Annotated in this window: 23 protein-coding genes; 16 read left to right on the top strand and 7 right to left on the bottom strand. The window is 49.8% G+C overall.

The window, feature by feature from the left end:
• The first annotated feature begins 33 nt into the window (after positions 1-33).
• The 9 genes from F0P93_RS19850 to F0P93_RS19810 all read left to right on the top strand — a co-directional run bounded on the left by F0P93_RS19850 (position 34) and on the right by F0P93_RS19810 (position 9,371).
• On the top strand, positions 34-930 hold the full coding sequence (locus tag F0P93_RS19850) for an alpha-1,2-fucosyltransferase (RefSeq protein WP_150879040.1): 897 nt from the start codon (positions 34-36) through the stop codon (positions 928-930).
• 18 nt (positions 931-948) lie between these two features.
• Positions 949-1,821 (top strand): glycosyltransferase, encoded by an 873-nt coding sequence (locus F0P93_RS19845; RefSeq protein ID WP_150879038.1) that lies wholly within the window; start codon positions 949-951, stop codon positions 1,819-1,821.
• A 157-nt stretch (positions 1,822-1,978) separates the two neighbouring features.
• Entirely contained in the window at positions 1,979-2,968 is a 990-nt protein-coding gene (locus tag F0P93_RS19840) for an SDR family oxidoreductase (protein ID WP_150879036.1), read from the top strand.
• Positions 2,969-3,142: 174 nt separating this feature from the next.
• Positions 3,143-4,984 carry an asparagine synthase (glutamine-hydrolyzing) gene (gene asnB, locus F0P93_RS19835; RefSeq protein ID WP_150879034.1) on the top strand — a complete coding sequence of 614 codons (1,842 nt, stop codon included), beginning with the start codon at positions 3,143-3,145 and terminating at the stop codon, positions 4,982-4,984.
• A complete protein-coding gene (locus F0P93_RS19830) occupies positions 4,977-6,143 on the top strand; it encodes a glycosyltransferase family 4 protein (RefSeq protein ID WP_150879032.1) in 1,167 nt (388 codons plus the stop codon). The genes asnB and F0P93_RS19830 overlap by 8 nt, the downstream gene beginning before the upstream one ends.
• 155 nt (positions 6,144-6,298) lie before the next feature.
• Positions 6,299-6,907: a sugar transferase gene (locus F0P93_RS19825; RefSeq protein WP_150879030.1), complete on the top strand. Its 609-nt coding sequence runs from the start codon at positions 6,299-6,301 to the stop codon at positions 6,905-6,907.
• 4 nt (positions 6,908-6,911) lie between these two features.
• Entirely contained in the window at positions 6,912-7,562 is a 651-nt protein-coding gene (locus tag F0P93_RS19820; RefSeq protein ID WP_150879028.1) for an acetyltransferase, read from the top strand.
• Between the two features lie 9 nt (positions 7,563-7,571).
• A complete protein-coding gene (locus F0P93_RS19815; RefSeq protein WP_150879026.1) occupies positions 7,572-8,729 on the top strand; it encodes a DegT/DnrJ/EryC1/StrS family aminotransferase in 1,158 nt (385 codons plus the stop codon).
• 12 nt (positions 8,730-8,741) lie between these two features.
• Positions 8,742-9,371, top strand: a complete 630-nt coding sequence (locus tag F0P93_RS19810; protein WP_150879024.1) for a response regulator — start codon at positions 8,742-8,744, stop codon at positions 9,369-9,371.
• A gap of 85 nt (positions 9,372-9,456) precedes the next feature.
• Here the strand turns inward: F0P93_RS19810 and F0P93_RS19805 are convergent, their stop codons facing one another.
• Positions 9,457-9,987: a thioredoxin family protein gene (locus F0P93_RS19805; protein WP_150879022.1), complete on the bottom strand. Its 531-nt coding sequence runs from the start codon at positions 9,985-9,987 to the stop codon at positions 9,457-9,459.
• Between the two features lie 222 nt (positions 9,988-10,209).
• On the opposite strand from F0P93_RS19805, the gene yihA reads away from it, so the two are divergent.
• The gene (gene yihA / locus F0P93_RS19800) at positions 10,210-10,830 is read left to right on the top strand and encodes a ribosome biogenesis GTP-binding protein YihA/YsxC (protein ID WP_138993506.1); all 621 of its coding nucleotides are present in this window, start codon (positions 10,210-10,212) and stop codon (positions 10,828-10,830) included.
• Between the two features lie 165 nt (positions 10,831-10,995).
• The gene (locus F0P93_RS19795) at positions 10,996-11,493 is read left to right on the top strand and encodes a DUF5606 family protein (protein WP_150879020.1); all 498 of its coding nucleotides are present in this window, start codon (positions 10,996-10,998) and stop codon (positions 11,491-11,493) included.
• Positions 11,494-11,642: 149 nt separating this feature from the next.
• Here the strand turns inward: F0P93_RS19795 and F0P93_RS19790 are convergent, their stop codons facing one another.
• Positions 11,643-12,788: a TIGR03364 family FAD-dependent oxidoreductase gene (locus tag F0P93_RS19790; protein WP_150879018.1), complete on the bottom strand. Its 1,146-nt coding sequence runs from the start codon at positions 12,786-12,788 to the stop codon at positions 11,643-11,645.
• A gap of 19 nt (positions 12,789-12,807) precedes the next feature.
• Positions 12,808-13,563 carry an HAD family hydrolase gene (locus F0P93_RS19785; RefSeq protein ID WP_150879016.1) on the bottom strand — a complete coding sequence of 252 codons (756 nt, stop codon included), beginning with the start codon at positions 13,561-13,563 and terminating at the stop codon, positions 12,808-12,810.
• A 184-nt stretch (positions 13,564-13,747) separates the two neighbouring features.
• Between F0P93_RS19785 and F0P93_RS19780 the strand changes: the two genes are divergently transcribed.
• Complete coding sequence (locus F0P93_RS19780) at positions 13,748-15,127, top strand: ethanolamine ammonia-lyase subunit EutB (protein WP_150879014.1); 1,380 nt, start codon at positions 13,748-13,750, stop codon at positions 15,125-15,127.
• The gene (gene eutC / locus F0P93_RS19775; RefSeq protein ID WP_150879012.1) at positions 15,124-15,888 is read left to right on the top strand and encodes an ethanolamine ammonia-lyase subunit EutC; all 765 of its coding nucleotides are present in this window, start codon (positions 15,124-15,126) and stop codon (positions 15,886-15,888) included. The genes F0P93_RS19780 and eutC overlap by 4 nt, the downstream gene beginning before the upstream one ends.
• Here eutC and F0P93_RS19770 read toward each other — a convergent pair.
• Both F0P93_RS19770 and hemA read right to left on the bottom strand, forming a co-directional pair.
• A complete protein-coding gene (locus tag F0P93_RS19770; protein WP_150879011.1) occupies positions 15,885-16,502 on the bottom strand; it encodes a DUF4230 domain-containing protein in 618 nt (205 codons plus the stop codon). The two genes, eutC and F0P93_RS19770, sit on opposite strands and share 4 nt — an antisense overlap.
• 129 nt (positions 16,503-16,631) lie before the next feature.
• Entirely contained in the window at positions 16,632-17,939 is a 1,308-nt protein-coding gene (hemA, locus tag F0P93_RS19765; RefSeq protein ID WP_150879009.1) for a glutamyl-tRNA reductase, read from the bottom strand.
• A 324-nt stretch (positions 17,940-18,263) separates the two neighbouring features.
• On the opposite strand from hemA, the gene F0P93_RS19760 reads away from it, so the two are divergent.
• Positions 18,264-19,502, top strand: a complete 1,239-nt coding sequence (locus F0P93_RS19760) for a sensor histidine kinase (protein WP_150879006.1) — start codon at positions 18,264-18,266, stop codon at positions 19,500-19,502.
• 33 nt (positions 19,503-19,535) lie between these two features.
• On the opposite strand, the gene F0P93_RS19755 is transcribed toward F0P93_RS19760, so the two are convergent.
• Positions 19,536-20,060, bottom strand: a complete 525-nt coding sequence (locus F0P93_RS19755) for a hypothetical protein (RefSeq protein ID WP_150879005.1) — start codon at positions 20,058-20,060, stop codon at positions 19,536-19,538.
• 50 nt (positions 20,061-20,110) lie between these two features.
• Between F0P93_RS19755 and F0P93_RS19750 the strand changes: the two genes are divergently transcribed.
• The gene (locus F0P93_RS19750; protein ID WP_150879003.1) at positions 20,111-21,223 is read left to right on the top strand and encodes a LuxE/PaaK family acyltransferase; all 1,113 of its coding nucleotides are present in this window, start codon (positions 20,111-20,113) and stop codon (positions 21,221-21,223) included.
• A 51-nt stretch (positions 21,224-21,274) separates the two neighbouring features.
• On the opposite strand, the gene F0P93_RS19745 is transcribed toward F0P93_RS19750, so the two are convergent.
• On the bottom strand, positions 21,275-22,426 hold the full coding sequence (locus F0P93_RS19745; protein ID WP_150879001.1) for a sigma-54-dependent transcriptional regulator: 1,152 nt from the start codon (positions 22,424-22,426) through the stop codon (positions 21,275-21,277).
• A gap of 402 nt (positions 22,427-22,828) precedes the next feature.
• On the opposite strand from F0P93_RS19745, the gene F0P93_RS19740 reads away from it, so the two are divergent.
• Positions 22,829-26,005 carry a SusC/RagA family TonB-linked outer membrane protein gene (locus F0P93_RS19740; RefSeq protein ID WP_150878999.1) on the top strand — a complete coding sequence of 1,059 codons (3,177 nt, stop codon included), beginning with the start codon at positions 22,829-22,831 and terminating at the stop codon, positions 26,003-26,005.
• The last annotated feature ends 2 nt before the right edge of the window (positions 26,006-26,007 follow it).

Here is a 26,007-nt window from a genome sequence, read left to right as displayed (position 1 = left end):
TAGATAAAGTTGAATAACTAAAGTGTTCTTGGCATGATCGTCGTTGAGTTAATGGGTGGACTTGGTAATCAATTATTTCAATACGCTATTGGACGAAGTTTAGCTTTTAAAAAGAAAACGGACCTGTTCATAGATACCAGATTTTTGACAAGTCGAAATGTGACTGGTCAGCGCGTTGTTTTTCGAAACTATGATCTTGATGTTTTTAACATCAACCCTACTCTTGTTACATTAGATATTTCACGAAGATATGGAACTAGTTCTTCTTTTCTCAACCGGTATGGAAAGCGATTGTTAAACCATTGGATCAAAACGGGAACTTTGACCTATGTGTATGAACGAATTCCGTTTCAGTATGATAGCCGAATAGGTCAGGTAGATGATAATACTTATCTAAGCGGTTATTGGCAGTCTGTACGCTATTTTCAATCGGTTATAAAAGAATTAAAATCAGATTTATGTTTTAAAAAGCCTATTCCTTCGTTTGCAAACGGATTGGCTGAAGACATCCAGCAGCAACAATCGGTTTGTGTTCATGTACGACGGAGTGACTTTGTGACAAATTTGCGTCATAACATTATTGAGACAGTATATTACCAGCAAGCGGAACGGATGATTCGGACGCATGTCACCGAGCCTGCCTTCTATGTGTTTTCCGACGATATTGATTGGTGCCGAACTCATCTTCGGTTTGATGGTCCTACTGTATTCGTAGGCGACGAGTATGCAGGTGAACAGGCCGGAACCTATTTGCACCTGATGACACTCTGCCACCATTTTATCATACCCAACAGCACCTTTAGCTGGTGGGCTGCGTGGTTGAGCAAACATGCCGATAAAGTGGTCATTGTTCCGAAGAATTGGGTGTATGACCGTGGTACTTTTATCAAGTCGGATGAACTGGTTTATCCCGGCTGGATTCAACTTTAAACAAAAAGAGGTAATTGTATGCCTGTGGTTACCGTTGGCTTACCGGTTTATAACGCTGCTCCCTACCTGGCCGATACCATTCACTCGGTCTTGAACCAAACGTTCCAGGATTGGGAATTGCTTATTGTTGATGATGGGTCGACGGATAACTCGGTTGGTATTGCCCGTTCGTTTAGCGATCCCCGAATAAAAGTTATTGCTGATGGACTTAATCTTGGCTTACCAATCCGTCTGAACCAAATTTCTCAATTAGCACAAGGCTTGCTGATTGCTCGGATGGATGCAGACGACATTATGGTGGATAAGCGTCTACAAGTTCAAATCGACTATTTTGGCAAACATCCAGAAGTCGATGTCGTGAGTTCATTCATTTACACTATTGATAAGCATAATAAGGTGTTTGGAATAAGGGGTAGTACAAGCTTGCCAAATACCCTTAAAGGGGCCATATGTGGAGTCCCTATTGCACATCCCACTGTTATGGCTAGAAAGAACTGGTTCTTGGAACACCCTTATAATCCCACGAATTTTAGGGGACAAGACATTGAATTGTGGTTATCAATTATTGAAACAGCAAAGTTTCACGTAATTACAGATTCGCTTCTGTTTTACAGAGAAATAGGGCTTCCCTATACTAAAAAATACTTACAAACATCGCAGGCCGTACGTACACTTCTCAAAAAATACAGTAAAAAAATTGGTCACCGAAATACACTACTTGCTTTCCTTATGACTTATGTAAAAGACGGCCTTTATATACTCTTTCATCTTTTTAATAATGAAGATTGGTTGTTGCATCGTAGGAGTAAAGTATTGACTACATTGGAGCAGCAGCATGCTCAAGAAATGCTGACCCAATCGATTCAACGCAATCTGACACACAGGCTATGAACCGGAATCATGCCCTTGTTCAAACGATTAGTGTACCGGTTTCCTTAACTTTTTATCGGAGTGCAGTTTATTTTATTGATTTAAATTGCTTGAGCATACATATATTTACTTCAAAAAGATGTTTAAAACCGGTATCGCCGACGAACGACTATAGAGAATGTATAAAACCGCCTATTACGAGAGCTCATTGAGCGAATACGCATTTTTAATAACTGGAGGAGCCGGTTTCATTGGATCAAATTTGGTTGAGTATCTGCTGAAGCATAATGCCGGAAAGGTCCGCGTATTCGATAATTTCAGTACAGGGTGTAAGAATAATCTGGAAGAGTTTAGAACTCATCCGGCTTTTGAGTTATTGGAAGGTGACATTGCCGATGCCGACGCCTGTCGGCTAGCCTGTGAAGGCATTACTCATATTTCGCATCAGGCTGCACTTGGCTCTGTCCCACGTTCCATTAATGACCCCATGCGCACGCATCAAGTCAATGTAACTGGGTTTTTGAATATGCTGATTGCAGCGAGAGACGCCGGAATTCGACGATTTGTTTATGCTTCATCAAGTTCTGTATATGGCGATAGCCCGGCACTTCCAAAAGCAGAACATCAAATCGGCTGGCCGCTTTCACCTTATGCAGTTACAAAAGCAGCTAATGAGCAATATGCGCGGGTATTCGGTAAGATCTATGAAATGGAAACCATTGGCCTGCGGTATTTTAACATATTTGGACCCCGGCAAAGTCCAAATGGCCCCTATGCCGCCGTAATTCCATTATTCATGCATGCCATCAAGGGCAATACTGCTCCTGTCATTCATGGCGATGGCGAACAGACCCGAGATTTTACTTTTGTAGAAAATGCAGTACAGGCAAATGTGCTTGCCATGTTGGTCAAAAATGCGATGACCTACAACGAAATTTTCAACGTCGCAGTCGGTGAACGGATTTCATTGAATCAGCTTTGGGATGAAATCTGTACCATCGGCCAGAAAAAATTGAGTCCATTGTATTTAGAACCACGCAAAGGCGATGTTCGAGATAGCCTTGCCGATTTATGTAAAAGTCGAAAAATACTTTCATATCAAACTGAAATCTCACTGAAAGAAGGACTGTTAAAAACTTATAATTGGTTTTTGAACGGGGTTGAATGAGGCATAAGAGGGTAACACTATAATTTGCCCGGAAGAAATGAGGTTGATATACTGTTCTCGTCGGTCTATGCCTATTCTATAGAAGCAATTATGCGTGCCTTGCTTTATGATTGTCTGGGTATTTTTTAAAAAGTAGACAGACGCTATCGTCTCGTTTAAAACTACTTCGTTTCTATGTGCGGCATATTTGGAACCGTTAACTGGCCCCATGATTCACCAGCGTACCTGAGGGGCAGCTTATTGCATCGGGGGCCGAACGAGCAACGGGATTGGCGACAGGATAATGTCTATCTGTTTCATGCCCGACTGGCAATTCAGGATTTGTCACCGGGTGGACGCCAGCCAATGACTTACGGTATTTACACCATCATTTTTAATGGAGAAATTTACAACCATAAACAGTTACGTCAGCGGTATAACCTGAGCTGTCAGTCGTCATCGGATACTGAAACGCTGCTTCATCTCTTTGTACTATTAGGGTTGAAGATGCTGGATCAACTGGATGGAATGTTTGCGTTTGCGCTCTATGACACCAAGGCCCAAACGATATTGTTGGTTCGTGATCGGGCGGGTAAAAAACCGCTGTATGTTTATCAGCACAACAATCAATTGGCATTCAGCTCTGAATTGAACGCCCTGGCGGCTTATCTGCCCTTATCAGTTGACGACCAAGCGTTGGCCCGTTATCTGCGGGTCGGTTTTCTATATGGTCAACAGACGCCGTACTGCAATGTTATGGAATTACCAGCTGGTCATTATGCCGAGATTGACTGTAGAACGGGGACTTTGGCGATTTCATCGTGGTGGGACATCACTGCTTTTGCCCAACAGGTACGTCCTATTTTGGAGACAGAGGCCCTTGAACAGGTAGACACCTGTTTGCGAAAAGCAGTTAATCAGCGGATCGATAGCTCCGATTTGGAGGTAGGTGTATTCCTGAGTGGAGGAATTGACAGTGGATTAATCACCGCAATGGCAGCTCAATTCAAACCAGGCATTCGGTCGTTCACTGTATCGTTCGCCAATGGAGAGTACGATGAAGCTCCGTTGGCCCGGCTGGTTGCCGATCGCTACCAGACAAAGCATAAAGAAGTGCGACTATCATTCGAACGGCTTCAGGATGACATCGAACGGATTATTGCCGGCTATGGTGAACCGTTCATGGATAGTTCGGCCATTCCAAGCTACTATGTTGCGCAGGCAGCCAGGAAACACCTGACGGTCATTCTAAACGGTGACGGTGCTGATGAACTCTTTGGCGGTTACCGGCGCTATGTGCCAGCCGCTCGATTTGACTTTAACAATTTCCCCAGCGTCGTGCAGCGGAGTGCCGATGTGCTCTACAGATCGTTGCCTTACCCAACTAACAAAAAAAGCCGGTATAATTTTGCGTATCGGATGCTGGATATGGCTCGAAAATCAGGTCTTGAACGTTATTTGTCAGCTACGACCGATGTTTTTGAAAACTATACAGAAGCGTTTTACCAACCTGTGCCACTGGCTGATCTGGCCGGAGCACTAGATCGACTACGAATGTCAGGACTGAGTTCATTGCAGCAAATGCAAGTTGCAGATTTTCAGACTATTTTGCCCGGCAATTTATTGGTAAAAATGGATATCGCCACAATGGCACACTCGCTCGAAGGTCGAAGTCCTTTTCTGGCTAAAGATTTATTAGAGTTAGCACCCACCTTGCCGGATTCATTAAAGATTCACAGTACCACAACAAAGTATCTACTGCGTCAACTGGCCAAAAAATATTTGCCTCAAAAATTGATTGACCAACCAAAAAGAGGATTTGAAGTCCCACTTAAACAATGGATGGATAAACAATTAAAAACGGTGGTCTGTGACTATCTGGCGGAACCACAATTGGCACAGCGGTATATCCGAAGGGAATTTATCAGTAAACTGATCAACCAGCCTGATAAATTTCCGGCTGAAAAACGGGCTAAAATGCTGTATTCTCTGTTTGCAATGGAAGTATGGTATCGAAAAGCCGTGAGAAATGACTAAGCTGATGCGGATGACAACCGTCCCGGTTTCACTTCAGAGTCTAATCCGGGGACAGATGCGGTACATGAAATTGCAAGGGTTTACCGTCTGGATGAGCAGCGCCGATGGCACAATGCTGCGGGAACTTGAGCAACAGGAAGGTTGCCCACACTACATTGTGCCGATGACACGAAAATTGACTCCCCTACAGGACCTGAAAGCGTTGTGGGTGGCATACCGACTCCTTCGGCGGCTGCGTCCGGACATTATTCACACGCACACCCCTAAAGCCGGTTTGATCGGAATGCTGGCTGGCTGGCTCGCGGGAATTCCCATCCGGCTTCATACCGTTGCCGGTTTGCCTCTCATGGAGCGCGAAGGAGTTTTAAAACAGGTATTGATCAGGATAGAACAACTCACGTATGCTTGTTCAACAGGCATCTATCCCAATTCGATTGCGTTACGAAACTACGTAGAAAAGGTTCTCTATGCTAATCCTCAAAAACTAAAAGTAATCGGACACGGGAGCAGCAACGGTATCGACAGCCGACATTTTCACCGAACGGTTGAGATGAGTGTGCAAGGTCAAACGGTGCGGAATCAATGGAATATACAGTTAAAAACGTTTGTCTGGATCTACATAGGGCGCATTGTTAGGCAAAAAGGAGTTGACGAGCTGATACAGGCCTACGTGCGGTTAGCAAATACCTGTCCGGACATCCGGTTGGTGTTGGTCGGGCCATTTGAGTCGGATCTGGACCCGATTTCGCCCGATTCGGAACAACTCCTGAAAAACCGCGGGGATATCATCATAACCGGTTTTCAGGCGGACGTACGTCCTTATTTGGCTATGGCCGATGCGCTGGTTTTTCCGAGTTACCGGGAAGGGTTTCCGAATGTCCCAATGCAGGCCGCCTGTATGGAATTACCCATGATTGTAACGGATATCAACGGATGCAACGAGATCGTGACCCGGGAGGTGAATGGACTGATTGTTCCACCCAAGGATGAAGAGTCTCTTTATCTGGCCATGAAGCGGTTGTATGAAGATACCGACCTGCGTCAGAAATTCAGCCGGAAGTCGCGCGAATTGATGGTCGAACGGTTTGACCAGCAATGGATATGGCAACAATGGCTGATCGAATACAAGCGATTGATGGTCGAAAAACGTCTTATCTAGCTATGAAAAAACTGCTTTTGCAACAACTTCACCAAGTCAGGGGCATCCGCTGAACCGTGAGGTGTGGCTGGCCGGTTCCCGGTGAACGGCTATTCGTACGGAAACGACATTTGAATAGAAAAAAATAAAGGCTTACTACTCACAACGCACTGAAAATGTATCAGAAAGCCGGGAAACGTCTCATTGATATCAGCGTATCAGCGATCGCTCTGCTGGCCCTGCTGCCTGCGCTGTGTTTGCTGTTACCTGCACTGACACTGGCTACTGGTGGAAATCCATTTTTTATTCAGGCCCGGCCGGGCCGAAATGAGCGAATTTTTTGGTTGGTTAAATTCAAAACGATGAACGACCGGCGTGCTCCGGATGGTCGCTTGTTGCCCGATGCTGACCGCCTGACGCCGATTGGCCGATTGGTTCGAAAAACATCCCTGGATGAATTGCCACAGCTCTGGAATGTTCTGAAGGGTGAAATGAGCCTGATAGGACCCCGCCCGTTGCTGGTCGAATACCTGCCTCTGTATACCGATCATCAGCGCAGGCGGCATACCGTTCGGCCCGGTATAACGGGTTGGGCGCAGGTGAATGGCCGAAACACCCTATCGTGGGAAAAGAAATTTGAATACGATGTATGGTATGTGGAGAATGTATCTTTTGGACTAGATTGTAGAATAGTGTGGCTTACCATACAAAAAGTTTTACAAGCAAAGGATATCAATGAGTCACAGCAGGTCATGATGTCCCGTTTTACCGGAAATACTCAATAAGCTTATGCAGAAGAAAATCGCTATTTATGGAGCAGGGGGCTTTGGTAGAGAAGTACTCATGCTGATTCGGCAAATTAACCAGTTTACCAGTGATCAGTGGGATTTTGTGGGTTTTTATGATGATGGTATCGAGACTGGTACGCTTGTCAACGGCTATCCGGTGTTAGGTGGAATAGCGGATTTGAATCAGCTCAATCAACCTATCGGTATTGTCATCGCCATAGGCAATCCGACCACTAAAAAGAAAATTGTAGTTGGACTTCAAACGGCCAACGTTTATTACCCCATACTAATACACCCTTCTGTCAGTGTTAATGATGATCAACAAATAAAAATTGGTGAAGGCACTATTATTTGCACAGGGACTATTTTAACGGTTAATATCAGGGTTGGGCAACATGTGATATTGAATTTGAATTGCACGGTGGGACACGACACTAGAATTGAGAACTATTGTTCGTTTATGCCTGCGGTTAATCTTTCTGGTGAAGTGTTAGTGGAAGAAGGGGTTTACATAGGAACGGGTGCAACTGTTATTAACCAGGTTATTATCGGACAGAATACAACGGTAGGAGCAGGCGCTGTCATTGTAAAATCACTCCCAGCCAACTGCACAGCCGTTGGTGCACCTGCCAAGCCCATAAAATTTCACTAATGTTGTAATATGATCCCAGAAATCTATCTTTCATCTCCCCACCTCGGTGACCTCGAACTGCAGTATGTTCAGGAAGCTTTTGCCGCTAACTGGATCGCACCCGTTGGCCCACACATCGATGCGTTCGAGCGGGAGCTGTGCATCGAAACCGGAGCCGCCCATGCGGCCGCGTTGTCGTCCGGAACATCAGCTTTGCATTTGTCGCTGGTATTGTTGGGGGTAGGGCCCGGCGATGAAGTGATCTGCCAGTCGTTTACCTTTGCGGCCAGTGCGAATCCGATTGTCTATCAGGGAGCGACCCCCGTGTTCATTGATAGCGAAGCCGATACCTGGAACATGTGCCCGGATGCACTCGAAATGGCGCTGAAAGACCGCCTGGCGCGGGGAAAACGCCCCAAAGCCGTCATCGCGGTTCACCTGTACGGTATGCCGGCCAAACTCGATGCGCTGCTCAAAATATGCCATCACTATGAAGTACCGTTGGTTGAAGATGCGGCCGAATCGTTTGGTTCAACATACAAAAATAAGCCTTGTGGTAGCTTTGGAAAGCTAGCGGTTTTGTCATTTAACGGGAATAAAATCATTACGACATCGGGGGGAGGAGCGTTGCTGTCCGATGATGAGGCTCTGATTAAAAGGGCACGGTTTCTGGCTACGCAAGCACGTGATCCGGCCCCTTACTACCAGCATTCGTCCATTGGCTACAACTACCGAATCAGCAACGTCTGTGCCGGAATCGGGCGGGGGCAACTGAGGATTCTTGCTGACCGGGTAGCGCAGCGACGCGCCAACTACGCGTATTATTTCGAGCATTTAAGCAAGCTGCCAGGCTTTGCTTTCCAGCCCGAACCCAACCCCTGTTTTTCAAACCGCTGGTTAACCTGCATCACGCTTGATCCGGATCTGTCAGGGGGGATTACCTGTGAGGATATTCGACTGGCATTGGCCGAAAGACGGATTGAAGCGCGGCCTTTGTGGAAACCAATGCACCAGCAACCCGTTTTTGCCGGGTTGCCCTTTTACGGATCCGGTGTATCTGATCGACTCTTTAAGACTGGTTTATGTTTGCCGTCCGGTTCTAATTTGACCCGTGAACAAATCATCAAGGTGGTATCATGCATAGAAGAAACCGTAGAGGTAGCTTATCTGGCGGATGGTAAGAACTAGATCAGAAAAACCATGTACAGGATTCTGTTAGTAGACGATCATTCCATCGTGCGTTCGGGCATTCGTCTCCTTTTGAAGGAACAGTACGGCGCAATTGAGGTAGACGAGGCCAAAAACGGCAGTGTGGCATTCGGGAAAATCATGGAAAATGCCTATCACCTGATGGTGACGGATATCAACATGCCCAATACCGATACATTCAGCCTGCTCCGGAACATCCGAAGCACGGCACCGGATTTGCCCATCATGGTTTTCACGATCATGACCGAATATGCTTTTGCCAAACGGTATTTGCAACTGGGTGTGAAGGGATACGTCAGCAAGCAGGCTGAAGATTCGGAAATTCTGCAAGCGGTTCACCGCATTTTAGTCGGAAAACTTTACGTTTGTTCCGAACTGATGGATCAGATGGTGGAGGACAGCCACTTTAGCCAGGAACCAGACCCGTTTGGGCGGTTATCGAACCGGGAACTGGAAATCGCCTATCACCTAGTGAAGGGAAAATCCGTGAGCCACATTGCCGACACGCTGAACATTCACACCTCGACCGTAGGCACGCACAAAGCCCGGATTTTTGATAAGCTGAAAGTAGATAACGTGGTCGTTATGAAGGATCTGGCCATGCATTACCGGCTGATCTGACGCCGTTTGGGTCGACCTGACGGGTAAAATAAAAGCCGCAAACGAAATCCGTTGCGGCTTTTTCGGGTTCAACCAGTTCGTGCAATTAAAGCGCGTTTCCGCCTTTCACGCCCTTGCCAATCGCCAGTAACTCTTCCGGGGAAATATACCCCAGCACTTTCTTGACAACTTTGCCGTCACCGTCGATGAAAAACAGGGTCGGATAGCCTTCCAATGGGTATTGCAGCGCTAAATCCGGGCCTTCGCCTTTTTCCATATCAACCTTTACATTGATAAATTCTTTGTTGAAAAAGTCGCCGACAGTTGGCTGCGTAAAGACATTTTTCTGCAACATTTTGCAGGGACCACACCAGCTAGTGTAGGCATCCAGAAAGACCAGTTTGTTTTCGGCTTTCGCCTTGGCCAGGTGCGTTTTCCAGGCGGCATCCGTAAATTGAATACCCGGTTCTGCACTGGCCGTAGCCTCCGCTGGAGGGGTTTCGGCTTCGCTCGCAGCCGGAGTTGCGCTTTCACTAACGGCCGTTTTTTCTCCTTCCGATTTTGTGCTGGTGGTGTTGCAGGCATTCAAAACCAAGGCCAGAGCAACAAGGACGGATAGCAAACTTGTATTTTTCATAATTCGGTATGCGGTTCGTTCAGATGGAAGAATAACGACGAATGGTTTCCAATTGGTTTCCCAATTCCCGGAAATGCTCCCATTCGTAGTACAATTTTAAGCAAAAATATCGATTATAAGTCGTTGTGATTGATGCAATATGGGGATAGAATAGTACTCTTCTCAATTCTTTACGAACTTTGCGGCTGGAAGACGGTTTTTAAACTTGTTCTCTGAACCATTATGGAAGTAAAACAAGCTGAATTTATAATTAGTAATTCCGATCCGACCCGCTGCCCGAAACCCGACAAACCGGAATACGCTTTCATCGGTCGCTCGAACGTCGGAAAGTCGTCGCTCATCAACATGCTGACCACCCGGCACAAGCTGGCTAAAACCTCGCAGACGCCCGGAAAAACGCAATTGATCAACCATTTTCTCATCAATACGGATTGGTATCTGGTCGATTTGCCGGGCTACGGTTTTGCGAAAGCACCCCAGCGGGAGCGGGAAAAGTGGGAGAAAATGATCGATGCCTACCTGACCGAACGCCCGAATCTGATCTGTACGTTCGTGCTGGTCGATGGCCGCATTGACCCGCAGCGGATCGATTTGGAGTTTATGGCGAAAATGGGCGAACGCGGACTACCCTTCGTAATTATTTTCACGAAAAACGAAAAAAGCAGCACGAACGCCATTTCTCAGATGGTAAAAAAATACAGTCAGACCTTAAAACAAACGTGGGACGAACTGCCGCCGATGTTCGTCTCATCAGCCGTCAGTAGCCGGGGTAAAGAGGAAATTTTGGACTATATCGACCAACTGAATAAAGAATTTTATGAGGAGATGAAGGCAAAGAAATGACAATAAATGGGCTCAACACCCCAGGCGTATCGAAGGGAATTAAAATCGCCTAAATCCACTCTGTTGCTGTTATGTGCAGGCGATTAGCCCTATCTTTGCCCCTCAGTTTTTCATAAAATTGGCAATAACCAAATCAAATCGACCGTTACCCATTAAACAAGCAGCATGGAAGCGCTGAAAGAAATTGCAAATATTGCCGGCAAAAGCGGCTTATACCGAATCATGAAACCCAGCCGGACTGGCGTGATTGTGGAGTCGCTCGACGAAAAGAAAGAAAAAACCATGATCGGGCCGACGGCGCGCGTATCGGTGCTGAAAGACATCTCGATTTATACCGACGACGAGGAACAATCGAAGCCCCTGGCGGATGTGTTTCTGGCCATCTACGAAAAATACGAAGACAGCTTGCCGATCACACCCAAATCGGCGTCAAATGCTGAACTGGCCGAATTCATCGGCGAAGTGGTGCCGGAATACGACCGCGACCGGGTACACATGTCGGACGTCAAGAAAATGATTGGCTGGTATACCATTCTGCGGAAAAACCTGCCGGAAGTCTTTGAGAAAAAAGCGGAAGAGACGACGGACGTTGAAGCAACCGCCGAAGCCACTCCGGGCGAAATGCCCTCTGCCACCGCCGAAACGGAGGAGCAAAAAGCATAACGAATTTCCATTTTCAGTAATTAATTGAAAAAGCAGGAATGGGCCTTTGGCTTTCCTGCTTTTTTTTTGGAGAAGAAAGAGGAGAGACAAGAGAGAAAAGACCCTTTGCATGCGAATCATCTTTCCTCTCTTGTCTCTCCTCTTTCTTCTTACAGAAACAATCGCCTGATGGTTTCTTCCGAAAAACCGGCGCTGGAGGTCATGCCTTTGCCGCCAATCCCGGTGACGATGTGAATGTTTTCCAGATCGGCTTCGAAAATTTCCTGCGTAGTCTGGGCGTAAAAACCGGCCCAGGTCCGTTGAATCCGATTCACCGGGAAGTTGACAATGCGGCTGGCTTCCTCCAGAATCAATTGATTGACATAGTCTTTGGTGTCGAACCCCAGGTCGTCGGTCTGGAGCGCCGTTGCGTATTCGTGCGAATCCCCGATGATGATGGAACCGTCGAGCGCCTGTTTGAACAAGACGTGAATGCCCCATTTTTTTAGCTCGTCCAGGTGTTCCGGCGTCTTGAGACTGGCGTACGACGGACAATCGGCAAACGACTCATACCGCCGGATGGTCAGACCCGTCAGAATGTTTCCGGGGAGGGCAATTTCCGGCATCGGAACCGTCTGCATCATCTGAAGTTTGCTTACCACCAGCCCACTTTCGGCAAACAAGTCGGGGTACAACAACCGAAATTCGCTGCCGTTGCAGATCAAAACCTTCTGAGCCTGAAACCGTTCACCATTCGCCAGTTGAACCGTTGCTCCGCTGGCCGTCGATTCGCAGCCAACCACGGCGGCATTGTTCCGATACGTTACGTTGGCGTATTTCGTCGTCACGTAGTCGATGAGCTTGTAGATCATCAGATCCGGCTCGACGCTGATTTCTTCCGGAAAAACCACGGCCCCTTTGACATATTCGGGCCGCAAAACCGGGTATTTTACCAACGTCTGGGCCTGCGACCACAATTCGCAGGGGTAGCCGTCGGCCCGGCGCTGGTCGTATAATTCGTTGGCCAGTTGCCACTCGTCGGCATCCGACGCCACGTAAACCGAGCCGTTTTTCCGGACCGAAATGTCGTGTTCCTGCTGAATTTCGTGGTAGAGTTCCAGACTGCGACGCCCGTACTGATACCAACGCCCACTCAAACCCGACGGAACGACCTGCCCAAAATTCCGAACGGTGGCACTGACGGGGCGGTTGTCTTTTTCAAGAACCAGAACCCGCTTGCCGGCACGGGCGGCATGGAGCGCATGAAACGTCCCCAGAATACCGGAGCCGATGATGATGAAATCGAAAAAAGCCAAGAGAAAAAGGGATTACGAATTACAAACTAAGACCGTTGGCCCGTTTTTGAAAGGACGTGGCAGAAAGCAGGGTCGGCAAATCACCGAGCGATCCCAGTAACTGGTCGTGAGGGTAGGCTTCGAGCTGGGCGCGGGTGTGGGTGCCGTTGACGACCCCCAGATTGAGGGCAACCCCGGCGGCTCTTCCCGATTGCAGATCCGAAGGCGTATCGCCAACGTTGACGACCGACTTTGGGTCAGAAACGCCCAGTAACCGCATCGCTTTCTGAATCATCAGCGGCTGTGGACGACCGTGTTCCACCTCATCGCTGGCAATCGACGCCTGAATAACGGTTTGACTATTGCCCACATACTGCTCGTCCAGACCGGTCAGCCAGCCTAATTTTTCCAGAATAATATCAGTCACCTTGCGGTAAAAACCGGTGGTCAGCGCAATGCGGATGCCATGTTTACGCAGGAAATCGAAGGTTTCGAGACAGCCTTCCGTTGGCACAATGGGTTGGGTTCGGTAATGATTTTCCAGGATTTCGGTAAAAAGCTGGTAGGAATGATCCACTTTAGCCGTCAGTTCCGAAGGCGAAGGCTGGCCCAACTGTTCTTTCCAGAGGGTTTCAAAAACAAACCGCTTGGAAAGGCCCTGCATGGCCAGAATGCGTTCGTCGCTGACGATCAGATCGGTCTGGGAAGCCGCCCGGGCGAAACAGTGCTCCACCTCGTGCTGGTCCCGAACCGTCGTGCCAGCCATATCAAATACCACCAATTGAAATGCTTTCATTTTTCAAAAACGGATAAAATACCAATCGCCAAACATACAAAAGACCGGTCTATATACGGTTATCGGTGTATTAAATTCCTGGATTTCTTGGGCTTATCCGGGCTAGTTAGTAGATTCCATTTTTGAACCACCGGGATTCCGTGAGCCCGGTTTTCGTACAACTCTTTTCGGAATTGTTACCACTATGGCCTACCGCTGCACCGTTCGGAACTTTACCTATCACTTCGACGACCTGAAAACGTTGCTGGCCAAAGCGACCCCGCTCCGGTCGGGCGACCAACTGGCGGGAGTGGCGGCCCAAACCGCCGAGGAGCGGGTGGCGGCCCAAATGGCCCTGGCCGATCTGCCGCTGACGACGTTCCTGAACGAAGCCGTGATCCCGTACGAAACCGATGAAATTACCCGGCTGATTCTGGACACGCACGATGCCGATGCGTTTGCCCCGATCAAAAGCCTGACGGTGGGCGAGCTGCGGAACTACCTGCTGGCGGACGAGGTCGATGCGCAAACGCTGACCAGGCTGCAACCGGGCCTGACGCCGGAAATGGTGGCGGCTGTGAGTAAGCTGATGCGGAATCAGGATTTGATTACGGTTTCGGCGAAGTGCGAAGTCATTACCCGGTTTCGGGACACCATCGGATTGAAAGGGCGGTTTTCGACCCGGCTGCAACCCAACCACCCGACCGACGATTTCCGGGGCGTTGCGGCCAGTATCGTAGACGGTTTGTTCTACGGCAGCGGAGACGCGGTGATTGGCATCAATCCGGCCACCGATCACGTTCGGACGGTGGTTCGGCTGGTCGATATGATGGACCAGATCCGGCAGCGGTTTGAAATTCCGACGCAGACGTGTGTGCTGAGCCACATTACCACCACGCTCCAGGCCATCGAACAGGGCGCGCCGGTCGATCTGATGTTTCAATCCATCGGCGGAACGGAAGCCGTTAACAGTTCCTTCGGGATCAACACGGCTCTGCTCCGGGAGGGGTTTGAAGCTACCCGCGCCCTGAAACGCGGTACCGTGGGCCAAAATGTTATGTATTTTGAAACGGGGCAGGGGAGTGCGCTGTCGGCCAATGCCCACCATGGCGTCGATCAGCAGACCTGCGAGGTCCGGGCGTATGCCGTGGCCCGGCTTTTTGAACCTTTGCTGGTCAATACCGTAGTCGGTTTTATCGGACCGGAGTATCTATACAATGGAAAACAAATTATTCGGGCCGGTCTGGAAGACCATTGCTGCGGAAAACTGCTGGGGTTGCCGATGGGCGTCGACATTTGTTATACGAACCACGCCGAGGCCGATCAGGACGATATGGACACCCTGTTAACCCTGCTCGGAACCGCGGGCGTTACCTTTATCATGGGCATTCCCGGTGCCGATGACGTGATGCTGCATTACCAGAGTACGTCGTTTCACGATGCGCTGTATCTGCGGGATTTGTGCCGCCTGCGTCCCGCGCCGGAATTTGAAGCCTGGCTTTTGCGCATGGAATTGATGAACGCCGACGGAAAGTTGATGCCGGTTAAAAATACCCACCGTTTACTCCAAGCTGCCGGTTTATGAGCCATCTGCCCGACCAACCCGATCCGTGGGCGTTTCTGCAAAGCCACACCTCCGCCCGCATCGCCCGCGGACGTACGGGCCACAGCCTGCCCACGCGCGCCCTGCTGGATTTTCAGCTCGACCACGCCCGCGCCCGGGATGCGGTGTATTCAGAACTGGAGCGGGATGCCTTGCTGGCTCAATTACAAACCGTTCAACTGCCGGTTTTGCCGCTTCATAGCCGGGCGGCTGACCGTCAACAATACCTGCAACGCCCGGATTTGGGTCGGAAACTGAATGAGCAGAGCCTTTTACACCTGTCAGGTCTTGAAGACCTGACAGGTGTCGATCTCAGTATTGTAATCGTCGATGGCTTATCCGCCACGGCGATCAATCGGCACGCAGGAACCGTCGTTTCGCGATTAGCGGAAGAAGTTCGGGCGTTAGGCTGGTCACTGGCGCCTTTGTGTCTGGTGGAACAGGGGCGGGTGGCGATTGGCGACGAAATTGCCCACGCGCTCCAGGCCGAAACCGTTGTGGTGCTGATTGGCGAACGGCCTGGCCTGACCTCGCCCGACAGCATGGGAGCCTACCTGACGTTCCATCCGCAACCCGGTTTGACCGACGAATCGCGCAATTGCATCTCCAACATCCGGCCCGAGGGCTTTCCGTACGAAGCCGCCGTACAAAAGTTGCTTTACCTGCTCACCGAAATGAAAACCCGGCGGTTATCGGGGGTGCTGTTGAAAGACGAATTTGACGACAATTTGTTGACGCCTTAACGAAGAGGCTTCAATGTGGCTTTCATGCGGGTCGTCAGAAACACTTTTTTGCCTGAAATCCGCTCCAGCATCGGTTTGAGAATTTTGTCGGCGTTCTGCCGGGTTTGTTCCAGAATTCCGCTGTTCAGTGCCGACTGCCGGATTTGGGTTTCGGCCCGCTGGTAGGCTTCGTTGACCAACTGGGCTTCTTCAAAAAACGCGTATTCCGTATTGAAAACCCGCGAGCGGTTGTGGTTGATCTTGTAGGAACAGATTTCTGGGTCGGGTAGATGAACGATCAAACTGTCGCCCTGAGCGGTAATATCGTCGGCGGTTATTTTGGTCAGATCCAGGCAACCGATCGCTTCGCCTTCCACAATCAGCACGGCTTTTGGGTTGGGCAGCCACTCCCGGACAAACTGGTGTTCGACAATGTCTTTGAAGCGGTATTGAACCAGTTCGAGTTTTCCTAACTCAGTTACCTCCTGCAAAACCACCGTCTGGACGGTCGCTTCTTTCTTCGTCAACCCGCTGAAAACCGACCAGCCCCGCAGTTGTTCCCACAGCACCACCAGGCCAACGACCAGCAGGACGATCAGAAACAGGCGGAGAATCGTATTGAGAAAGCGGGACATAGTTGGTCGGTTTACGGTTTTCAGTTTACGACGGCCCGGCGTAAACTGAAAACCGTAAACCGAATACTGTGAACGAAAAATCCCAAACCAATTGCTTCGTTTGGGATCTTAAGGAACGCTCATCATAGGTTAGTGAAAATTCTGCGATGCATCGGCGGGTTGTTTTTCCAGATCGAACAGATCCGTCAACACATCGATCAGGGTATCGGCTTCGCCCCGTTTGCAGGCGGCTTTGAGTTGCAATACCGGTGACTTCATGATTTTTTGCATGATGCTGCGCGTAATCTTATCCACTTTTTCGGATTCTTCGGCAGTCATGTTTTTCAAATGGCGGGCAATTTCCTCTTTTCGAATCTGCTCCAGCGCATTTTTGAATTTATTGATCGTGGGTGACACCACCATTTCCCGCGACCAGTCGTTGAAATCGGCAATTGACTGATCGATGATGGCTTCAACCTGCGGAATCGACGCCATCCGGCGGCTCAGGGCTTCGTCGGCCCGGTTGCGGATGTGGTCGATGTTATACAAAAGCACACCCGGAATCTGCTCGATGTTGGTATCGATGCTCCGGGGAACGGATAAGTCAATGAAATATTTGAACGTCAGGGAGTTTAAGCCGGCCAGCAAGTCGGTGGTAATGAGCGGTTTTTCAACCAGAACCGACGCAATGATCACGTCCGCTTTGGCAATTTCCTCCGTTAGATCGGCCATATCCGCCACCCGAAACGCGTGTTTCTCCGCCAGGGCATCGGCTTTGGAACGGGTGCGGTTGCAGAGTGTAATGCGGTTTAATTTGCGGGCGGCCAGGTTTTCGCAGATGTCCGCGCCGATTTCACCCAGACCAACCACCAACACCGAGGGTGTCGCCGGGCCGTGACCCGCCGGACAGCCGCTGGTTCCCACCAGTTCTTCAATCAATTCAACGGCGGCATACGAAACCGAAGCGGCTCCGTCGCGGAAACTGGTTTCCTGGGCCACCCGTTTGTTGGTAAAGAAGATGGTGTGCATCAGCCGGTGCAGGAAAGGACCCGCCATATCGAGGTCGGCCGACCATTGATAGGCTTGCTTGACCTGATTCGGAATCTGCATATCGCCCACGACCTGCGAGTGTAAACCGGTGCAAACTTCGAACAGATGCCGAACGGATTCGGCCTGCGTATCAAAAAAATGAAAATAGGGAAGGTAATCTTCCGTCGAGGTTATCCCTTTTTCAGTGAGTAGCAACCGGGCTATTTCCCGGTTCAGATTTTGCGGGGAAGTGTAATAAACCTCCGTGCGGTTGCAGGTAGAAATAACCAGCGATTCCGAGGCCCCAAAAAACTCCCGAAGCTTGATCAGAAATTGTTTGGACTCGTCTTCATTTAATGCAATTAGCTCCCGGACAGCCAGGGGGGCGGTTTTATGTGAAAGGCTAATTGATTGAAAGAAATCGTGCATTGCTACTTTTCAAAATATGCCCAAAATTACGATACAATTCTCTTACAGAAAACACTGTTGGTACAGATTCAGTTTACTAGTTACTTATTTAGAACCTCTATAAACTATTGCAAAGTTCTCTTCTTTATATCCTATTTGCAATATTATTCTGGTGAGACGGGAAATAAGGACATTGAATTGCTGAAAATGAGCGTTATGACGTAAGTCTGTTGCGAAGTTACCACCTGAAGCGGGTGTGATTTGATGATGAGAATCAGCTCATAAAATGATAATTTTCACCCGATACGCCGAAAACCGGAGTTAGGTTGCTTCAAACCGAAATCTATGTTGAAGTCATTGGATATATATGGTCAGCGAAACACGCTGAAGATTGTCGTTGCGCTGAATCTGCTTTTAGTCGGTACGGCTTCCCTGCTCTACACCAACCGGTTGGTGGAACGGCTGGAAGAACGGGAGGAGAATTACGTCAGGCTGTATGCCAAAGCCCTGGTTCAGGTGTCTGATGAGAATTCGAATGAGGATATGACGTTCATTACCCAGGAGATTATTTTTGTTAACGAAAAAAACCAGGTCCCGACGATTTATGTAGATGAGAACGATAAAATAATCGTTCACAATTTCACTTTCCCGCCGGGCACACCCGACGAAGAAATCGACCTTGAATTGGAAGAAAATCTGGCGGAAATGAAAGAAGAGCATCAACCCATTGTAGTTGAGACCGGTAACAAAAAGCGCGGCTACATTTATTACCACAATTCTTCATTACTGACCCAACTCCGGTTTTTTCCGTACGTCCAACTGGCGGTGATGATCACCCTCGGTTTTCTGGCGTATCTGGCGTTCAGTTCGGCCCGGAGGGCGGAGCAAAACCGCGTTTGGGTGGGGCTCGCGAAAGAAACCGCCCACCAGTTGGGAACTCCGTTGTCGTCGCTGATGGCCTGGGTCGAATACTTTCGCACCGATCCGGCGATGGATCAGTCGATTGCGGATGAAATCGAGAAAGATGTCAACCGGCTGGAGACAATTGCGACCCGGTTTTCCAGCATTGGCTCCATTCCGACGCTAAAGCGGGAGGATCTATACGAAACCGTCCACCAATTTATCACCTACCTTGAGAAGCGTATTTCAACGAAGGTCAAAATGCACGTAGAAAACTATCTGGTCGATGGCCGGGAGGTGAAAATCAACAAGTTGCTGTTTGAGTGGGTCATTGAAAACATCTGCAAGAATGCCGTCGATGCAATGGGTGGGATCGGTAGCCTGACGATTCGGTTGTTACCGCTGCCCCGCAACGAAATTGCCATCGACATTACTGATACGGGAAAAGGAATCAGTAAAGCGAATATGCAAAAAGTGTTTAATCCCGGTTACAGCACCAAAAAACGGGGGTGGGGCCTGGGCCTGACGCTGGCGAAACGGATTATTGAAGAATACCACAACGGCAGGCTGTATGTCAAAAGCTCCGAAGTGGGCAAGGGAACTACCTTCCGGATTTTGCTGCGGGAAACCGTGGTGGGCGAAGAACCAGCCCTGGAAAGCCACAAAACGATTCGCAGTGCGTAGAACCGGTTTTTACGCACTGCGAATCGCATAGTTTTAATTCAGGGGAACGGAAATGGTATCGGTTTCCACGACGTTACTGACGCGCAACTTGCGGTCCCGAATGCGGATGGCAAATTTGACCGGCGTCATGCGGGTATTGCGCGAGCGCAGAAAGCTTTGGGAGAAATCCAGTTTGCCTTCCAGTGGACTGTCCTTGTTATCCGGTTTCAAACGGGGAAAAAACAGTTTGTTGAGAACCGGTAGATCAACGTATTCGAACTTGCCATTGACAAACTTGTAGGTCTTCAGTTCATAATTTCCCCAACTCAGGTAATTCAGGGAATCTTTGGTGCGTTCATCCACCGTTAGGCCCAGATCGCCGTCACCGTCCTGAAACTGAACCGTAATCACCAATGAATCTTTGGGAATCTGGGAAAAATCGTCGAAGGCCGGATACGATGTAACCGACGGAGAGCTTATTTTGGGTGTGTTATCAAAATCAGGCGGTTCCAGACAGCCGATCAAAAGGGCCGAAAATCCTAAAAAAAACAGGCCTTGCCGAATAAATCGCGTAGACATCGTGTTTATAAACTAATCGTTACCAGTTTGTCTTTACCAGGCTTACCGCCATGAATAAGCCCCTTTCTACTCTTACTTTGTCGCCTTCAAGCATTCGTCACGAACTCCGAAACCGCATTATCCGGCTTGCTGCAACCGACCGTACCGGGTTCGATTCGCTCGCACTCGCGGTTTTTCGTTATCAGGCCGCTTTCAATCCCCTTTACGGGTCATATTTAAGGCATCTGAATATTCAGCCTGAAAAGATACGAACCATCGCTCAAATTCCGTTTCTCCCCATCGGTTTTTTCAAACAGCACCCGATTCTGACGATTTCGTCTGGCGAAGCAAAACCGTCTCTGGAAGACTTGTTGACCTTTGAAAGCAGCGGTACGACCGGCGTGGTGACCAGCCGCCATTTTGTTCCTGATCCGGCGTTGTACGATACCGTTAGCCAGCAAATCTTTGAAAACCGCTACGGGCCGCTCGATCGCTTTCACATTCTGGCCCTGTTACCGTCTTATCTTGAACGAAATAACTCGTCGTTAGTGTATATGGTTCAGCGGTTTATTCAGAAATCGGACTCGGCGTTTTCGGGTTTTTTTCTGCACAATACCGCCGATCTGACCGCTGCATTGCAGGAACTGGCCGCCCATCCGGATCCGGATCGCAACATCCTGCTCATTGGCGTTACGTTTGCACTACTCGACTGGGCCGAGTCCGACACGGACTTTTCGTTCCTGCAGGCCTTGCCCCAGTTGGTAGTCATGGAAACCGGTGGGATGAAAGGCCGGCGGCAGGAGTTGCTCCGCGAAGAAGTCCACGATCTGCTGATGGCCAGGCTGGGCATATCGGCGGTTCATTCGGAATACGGCATGACCGAATTACTGTCGCAGGCTTATTCGACCGGGGCCGGGGTTTTCCACATGTCGTCCACCCTGCGCATTCTGCTCCGGGACGTGAACGATCCGTTTTTCATTCATTCTTTACCGGACAATAAGTCGGCTTCATCGGCGCGTTTGACGGGGGGAATCAACGTGATCGACCTCGCGAATCTGGATTCCTGCAGTTTTATCGAAACGCAGGATTTGGGGCAGTATGAAAAAGACGCGCCGGATGCTTTTCGGGTCATCGGCCGGTTCGATAATTCGGATATTCGGGGCTGTAATCTGATGGTGATTTGAGGAGAAGCCGATCAGGCGGGGGGGGGCGGCGATTGCAAATCCCAACCAGCCTCAGGCATACATTTCGACATCATTCCGGCTGATTTCGTCACCGCAGAGAATGACCAGTCGTTCAACCACATTGCGTAATTCCCGGACATTTCCGGTCCAGGCCAGAGACTGGAGATAGGCCATGGCGTCCGGTGTAATTTCTTTGGTTTGCGCGCCGTATTCTTCCGCAATGTCGTGCAGAAATTTATCAGCCAGCAGCGGAATGTCTTCCCGCCGGTCGGCCAGCGGAGGAACGTGGATGCGAATGACGCTCAGCCGGTGGAAAAGGTCTTCACGGAACATTCCTTCCTGAATTTCTTTGCGGAGGTCTTTGTTCGTGGCCGCAATCACCCGAACATTGATTTTTATTTCTTTATCACCGCCCACGCGGGTGATTTTACTTTCCTGCAGAGCCCGCAGCACTTTGGCCTGGGCGGAGAGGCTCATATCACCGATTTCGTCCAGAAACAGGGTGCCACCATCGGCCTGCTCAAATTTGCCGGTACGCCGGGCCGAGGCACCGGTGAAAGCGCCTTTTTCGTGACCAAACAATTCACTTTCAATGAGTTCGCTCGGAATTGCTGCGCAATTGACTTCGATCAGCGGCATGGCCGAACGGCTTCCTTTTTCGTGGATTTGCTTGGCAACCATTTCCTTGCCGGAGCCGTTGGCACCGGTAATCAAAACCCGGGCTTCGGTGGGAGCAACGCGGTCGATGGTGTCTTTAACCCGGCGAATGGGGTCCGAATCGCCCACAATCTCGTTGAGTTTATAAATTCGCCGTTTCAGGGTTTTGGTCTCCATCACCAGTTTCGCTTTCTCAATGGCATTGCGAACCGTGACCAGCAGGCGATTTAAATCGGGGGGTTTGATGATGAAGTCGAAAGCGCCCCGTTTGGTGGCTTCAACGGCGTTTTCAACGTTGCCGTAGGCTGAAATCATGATAAACTGGGTTCCTTTGCCAACGTCGGCGGCTTTCAGCAACAGCTCAAGACCGTCCATTTTAGGCATCTTGATGTCGCACAGAGCTACATCATAGCTATTCTGTTTAATCAGTTCCAGTCCCTCTTCACCATCTTTGGCTTCGTCAACTTCATAGCCCTCATATTCCAGAATGTCACGAAGTGCATCCCGGATACTTTTTTCATCATCAATGATGATTAATCTCGCCATAAATCAATGTTACTTAATAAAATAACCTGGTAACTTGTCTGGAAACTAACATTCCCGAAACTGAATTCTGGTGGAAAGTAATAGAAAGAGATTTCAATAAACAAGGTTATGTCTTTTTTTTTAGAGGAATTGAACAAACATTCATATAAAAGGATTTTTGACCCACTCAAGGCGTATCGGTCGATGCAATTACCGGACAAATTCAGAGGATAAATAGGGATTCTGTCCACAAAAATTTGATCGTTCCGTGAAAAATATCTAAAAAATGCCTTGTAATATCCTAAAAGTTACTGAAATTTAGAAAAACCGATGATCGGGGCTGAATTGCGGGTAAATTCAATATAATCTTGCTCTTTTACCATTTTACGCATTTACCATCTTTATTTTTTAAACCCATTTCCTATGCAGTACTCTACCTTCCTAAGAAGTTTGCTAACCCTGTGGCTGGGTGTCTTGTTGGTGGCAGGCGCTCAGGCACAAGACCAGCGGGTGACCGGAACGGTTCTTTCCGGGAAAGACCAGCAGCCCGTTGCGGGTGTCTCAGTCCTGATCAAAAACTCTACCCTCGGAACCACGACCGATGCCGCGGGTAAATTTGCCCTGAATGTACCGGCCAACGCGGTTCTGGTCTTCAGTTCCATCGGTTTTCAGGGCCGCGAGGTGGCCGTTGGTAATCAGACGGTGCTCAGTGTGATTCTCGAAGAAGGTTCACAAAGCCTCAACGAAGTAGTCGTGACGGCCCTCGGGATCAAAAAAGAAGCCAAACGGCTGGGGTATGCCACGGCCAATGTGAATTCGGAACAGATCACGACCAACCGAACCGTTAATTTCATGAACGCCCTGCAAGGCAAAGTCGCCGGGGTCAACATCTCGAATTTAGGTACGGGAGCCGCTGGTACCAGCAAAATCCGGATTCGCGGGCAGTCGTCGTTCTCCGGACAAAACTCGCCCCTGATCGTTGTCAATGGGGTGCCCATCGACAACACGAACTTCGGCCAGAACAACGGCAACACGGGCAGCGACGGTTCCATCGCCGGACGCGACCGGAACTACTCTGACGGGGGCGACGGACTTTCGTCCATCAACCCGGACGACATCGAGGGGATGACCGTTCTGAAAGGGGGAACAGCGGCAGCCCTCTATGGCTCCCGGGCCAAAGACGGCGTTATCATGATCACGACCAAAACCAAAGGCAGCGGCCAGGGCATCGGTGTCGTGTATAACACCAACTTTACGACTGACACGCCCCTGGATTTTACGGATTTTCAGTATGAATACGGGCAGGGTGAATACGGGGTCCGGCCCACGGCGGCCAACCCAACTTCCGGGGTGTGGAGCTTTGGCGAGAAATTCAACGGACAGACGCAGGTTCTTTTCGGCGGTGTTACGGTTCCCTACGTACCCGTCCGCGACCGGATCAAGAAATTCTACCGTACCGGCTCCACCTGGACCAACTCCGTTTCCGTTTCGTCGGGCAGCGACCGGGGCGGTTTCAACCTGTCGGTTTCCAATACGGATAACAAAGGAATTACCCCGAACAATTCGTTCAACCGCAAAACCATCAACCTCGGATTCAGCTACAATCTGTCGCCAAAGCTGACGGTAACGGGAACGCTCAACTATTCGAACGAGTATAACAAAAACCCGCCCCAGATTGCCCAGCAGGATAACAGTACGCCAACGGTGATTTACACCATGTCGAACTCGATGCCCCTCGATTTGCTGGAGGCCAACCAAATCAATCCGGCAACGGGCAACGAATTCATCTGGTCACGGTTTCAGAACCGAACCAACCCGTATTTTGTCCTGAGTCAGAAGTTTGAAAACATCCGGCGTGACCGGCTGCTGGGTAACCTGACGGCCCGCTACAATTTTACGGACTGGCTGTATCTGCAGGGACGGGTTGGGCAGGATTTCTGGTCGCGGGATCAGGACTACAACTTCCCGACGGGACAGGCTTCGCTGGCAGCCGCGCCCGCCGGTTTTGTGAACGGGGCCTATGTGCAGGAAGCCCGCCGGTTTCGCGAAATCAATGCCGACTTCCTGATTGGAGCGAATAAAACCTTTGGCAAGTTTGGCGTCGATCTTACCGTGGGCGGAAACCAGTTGTACCGCCGGAGCGATGTGAACAGCGTGCTGGTTACCGATTTTATCGTTCGGGGGCTGTATATTCCGCAAAATGGCCGGGTAAAAGATCCGACGTACGGTTTGAGCGAGCGGAAAGTGAATTCACTCTACGGAGCGGCCGAATTTTCGTTCAACGACTTCCTGTATCTGAATGTAACGGCACGGAACGACTGGTTTTCGACGCTCGCACCGGCCAACCGCAGTGTTCTATACCCATCCATTACGGGTAGTTTCGTGTTTTCCCAGGCCTTCAGCAATATGCCAAACTGGCTCAATTTTGGGAAAATTCGGGCTGCTTATGCCGAAGTGGGCAGCGATGGCGACGTGGCTCCGTATTCCAACAACCTGTTCTACAGTGTGGGTGCCAACCTGTTCCCAAACCCTTCGGGTTTAGGCCAGCCGGTGGGCAACATCACCTCGAACACCGTTCCGAGTGCGACGCTGCGACCCAGCCGGACGGCAGAAACCGAAGTGGGTCTTGAACTGAAAATGTTCAATAACCGCGTGGGACTGGATGTGGCGTTTTACAACAAAATCACCAGCGACCAGATCGTGGCGGCTCAGTCGTCCGATGCGTCCGGCTATACCAATACGCTGATCAACAGCGGCCAAAGCCGCAACCAGGGTTTTGAAGTACTGCTCAACGTATCGCCATTCCGGACGAAAGATTTTTCCTGGGACATTACGCTGAACGGTTCGTATAACCAGACCAAACTGCTCCGGTTGCTGACCGATGTTGCAGGGGAGCAAATTGTGGTGGGCAACGGGATTTACGTGGGCGACCTGCGCCATGTTGTCGGTCAGCCGCTGGGTCAATTGTACACCTTTGGGTATGTGCGCGATGCGCAGGGGCGGATTGTGCACGGGGGCGATGGCTTGCCGGTTCGGACGCCGGCCCCGATTTCCTTCGGTTCGGCCTTGCCTAAATACATCGGCGGGATTAACAACTCGTTTACCTATAAGGGCATCAATCTGTCGTTCCTGATCGATTTCAAACTGGGCGGGAAAATGATTTCGGGGACTAACCTCAACACCTACCGGCACGGTTTGCAGAAAGAATCGCTGGTGGGCCGGGGCGAAGCCGATAACAAGATGGTTGGCGCCGGCGTCAACGAACGGGGCGAGGTCAACACGGTTCGGGCTTTTGTACAGGACTACTACTCGGTCGGCCGTTCGAAGAGCCTGGGCGAACAGGTGGTCTACGATGCCGGTTTCTGGAAGCTGCGTCAGATCACGCTGGGCTACGATTTTACGAAAATGTTACCCAGCAAACTGTTCATCAAAGGCGTTCGGCTGAGTGCGGTGGCCAACAACGTCGCACTGCTGAAGAAATGGGTGCCCAACATCGATCCCGAACAGTTCGGATTCAGTTCGGATAACCTGGTTGGTCTGGAATCAACAGGCTTGCCCACGACCCGGAGCATTGGTTTTAACCTAAATGTTAGATTCTAAAT

Source organism: Larkinella humicola (genome assembly GCF_008727875.1).
Taxonomy (GTDB): Bacteria; Bacteroidota; Bacteroidia; order Cytophagales; family Spirosomataceae; genus Larkinella; species Larkinella humicola.
This window is presented reverse-complemented; position numbering and strand designations above follow the sequence as displayed.

Bases quoted from the DNA above. Each gene is read 5' to 3' on its own strand.
- F0P93_RS19805 (WP_150879022.1), bottom strand. From the start codon at position 9,987: ATGAAAAATACAAGTTTGCTATCCGTCCTTGTTGCTCTGGCCTTGGTT.
- yihA (WP_138993506.1), top strand. From the start codon at position 10,210: ATGGAAGTAAAACAAGCTGAATTTATAATTAGTAATTCCGATCCGACC.
- F0P93_RS19745 (WP_150879001.1), bottom strand. From the start codon at position 22,426: ATGGCGAGATTAATCATCATTGATGATGAAAAAAGTATCCGGGATGCA.
- hemA (WP_150879009.1), bottom strand. From the start codon at position 17,939: ATGCACGATTTCTTTCAATCAATTAGCCTTTCACATAAAACCGCCCCC.
- F0P93_RS19750 (WP_150879003.1), top strand. From the start codon at position 20,111: ATGAATAAGCCCCTTTCTACTCTTACTTTGTCGCCTTCAAGCATTCGT.
- F0P93_RS19740 (WP_150878999.1), top strand. From the start codon at position 22,829: ATGCAGTACTCTACCTTCCTAAGAAGTTTGCTAACCCTGTGGCTGGGT.
- F0P93_RS19830 (WP_150879032.1), top strand. From the start codon at position 4,977: ATGACTAAGCTGATGCGGATGACAACCGTCCCGGTTTCACTTCAGAGT.
- F0P93_RS19780 (WP_150879014.1), top strand. From the start codon at position 13,748: ATGGCCTACCGCTGCACCGTTCGGAACTTTACCTATCACTTCGACGAC.
- F0P93_RS19755 (WP_150879005.1), bottom strand. From the start codon at position 20,060: ATGTCTACGCGATTTATTCGGCAAGGCCTGTTTTTTTTAGGATTTTCG.
- eutC (WP_150879012.1), top strand. From the start codon at position 15,124: ATGAGCCATCTGCCCGACCAACCCGATCCGTGGGCGTTTCTGCAAAGC.
- F0P93_RS19810 (WP_150879024.1), top strand. From the start codon at position 8,742: ATGTACAGGATTCTGTTAGTAGACGATCATTCCATCGTGCGTTCGGGC.
- F0P93_RS19785 (WP_150879016.1), bottom strand. From the start codon at position 13,563: ATGAAAGCATTTCAATTGGTGGTATTTGATATGGCTGGCACGACGGTT.
- F0P93_RS19845 (WP_150879038.1), top strand. From the start codon at position 949: ATGCCTGTGGTTACCGTTGGCTTACCGGTTTATAACGCTGCTCCCTAC.
- F0P93_RS19820 (WP_150879028.1), top strand. From the start codon at position 6,912: ATGCAGAAGAAAATCGCTATTTATGGAGCAGGGGGCTTTGGTAGAGAA.
- F0P93_RS19770 (WP_150879011.1), bottom strand. From the start codon at position 16,502: ATGTCCCGCTTTCTCAATACGATTCTCCGCCTGTTTCTGATCGTCCTG.
- F0P93_RS19760 (WP_150879006.1), top strand. From the start codon at position 18,264: ATGTTGAAGTCATTGGATATATATGGTCAGCGAAACACGCTGAAGATT.
- F0P93_RS19825 (WP_150879030.1), top strand. From the start codon at position 6,299: ATGTATCAGAAAGCCGGGAAACGTCTCATTGATATCAGCGTATCAGCG.
- F0P93_RS19815 (WP_150879026.1), top strand. From the start codon at position 7,572: ATGATCCCAGAAATCTATCTTTCATCTCCCCACCTCGGTGACCTCGAA.
- asnB (WP_150879034.1), top strand. From the start codon at position 3,143: ATGTGCGGCATATTTGGAACCGTTAACTGGCCCCATGATTCACCAGCG.
- F0P93_RS19795 (WP_150879020.1), top strand. From the start codon at position 10,996: ATGGAAGCGCTGAAAGAAATTGCAAATATTGCCGGCAAAAGCGGCTTA.
- F0P93_RS19850 (WP_150879040.1), top strand. From the start codon at position 34: ATGATCGTCGTTGAGTTAATGGGTGGACTTGGTAATCAATTATTTCAA.
- F0P93_RS19840 (WP_150879036.1), top strand. From the start codon at position 1,979: ATGTATAAAACCGCCTATTACGAGAGCTCATTGAGCGAATACGCATTT.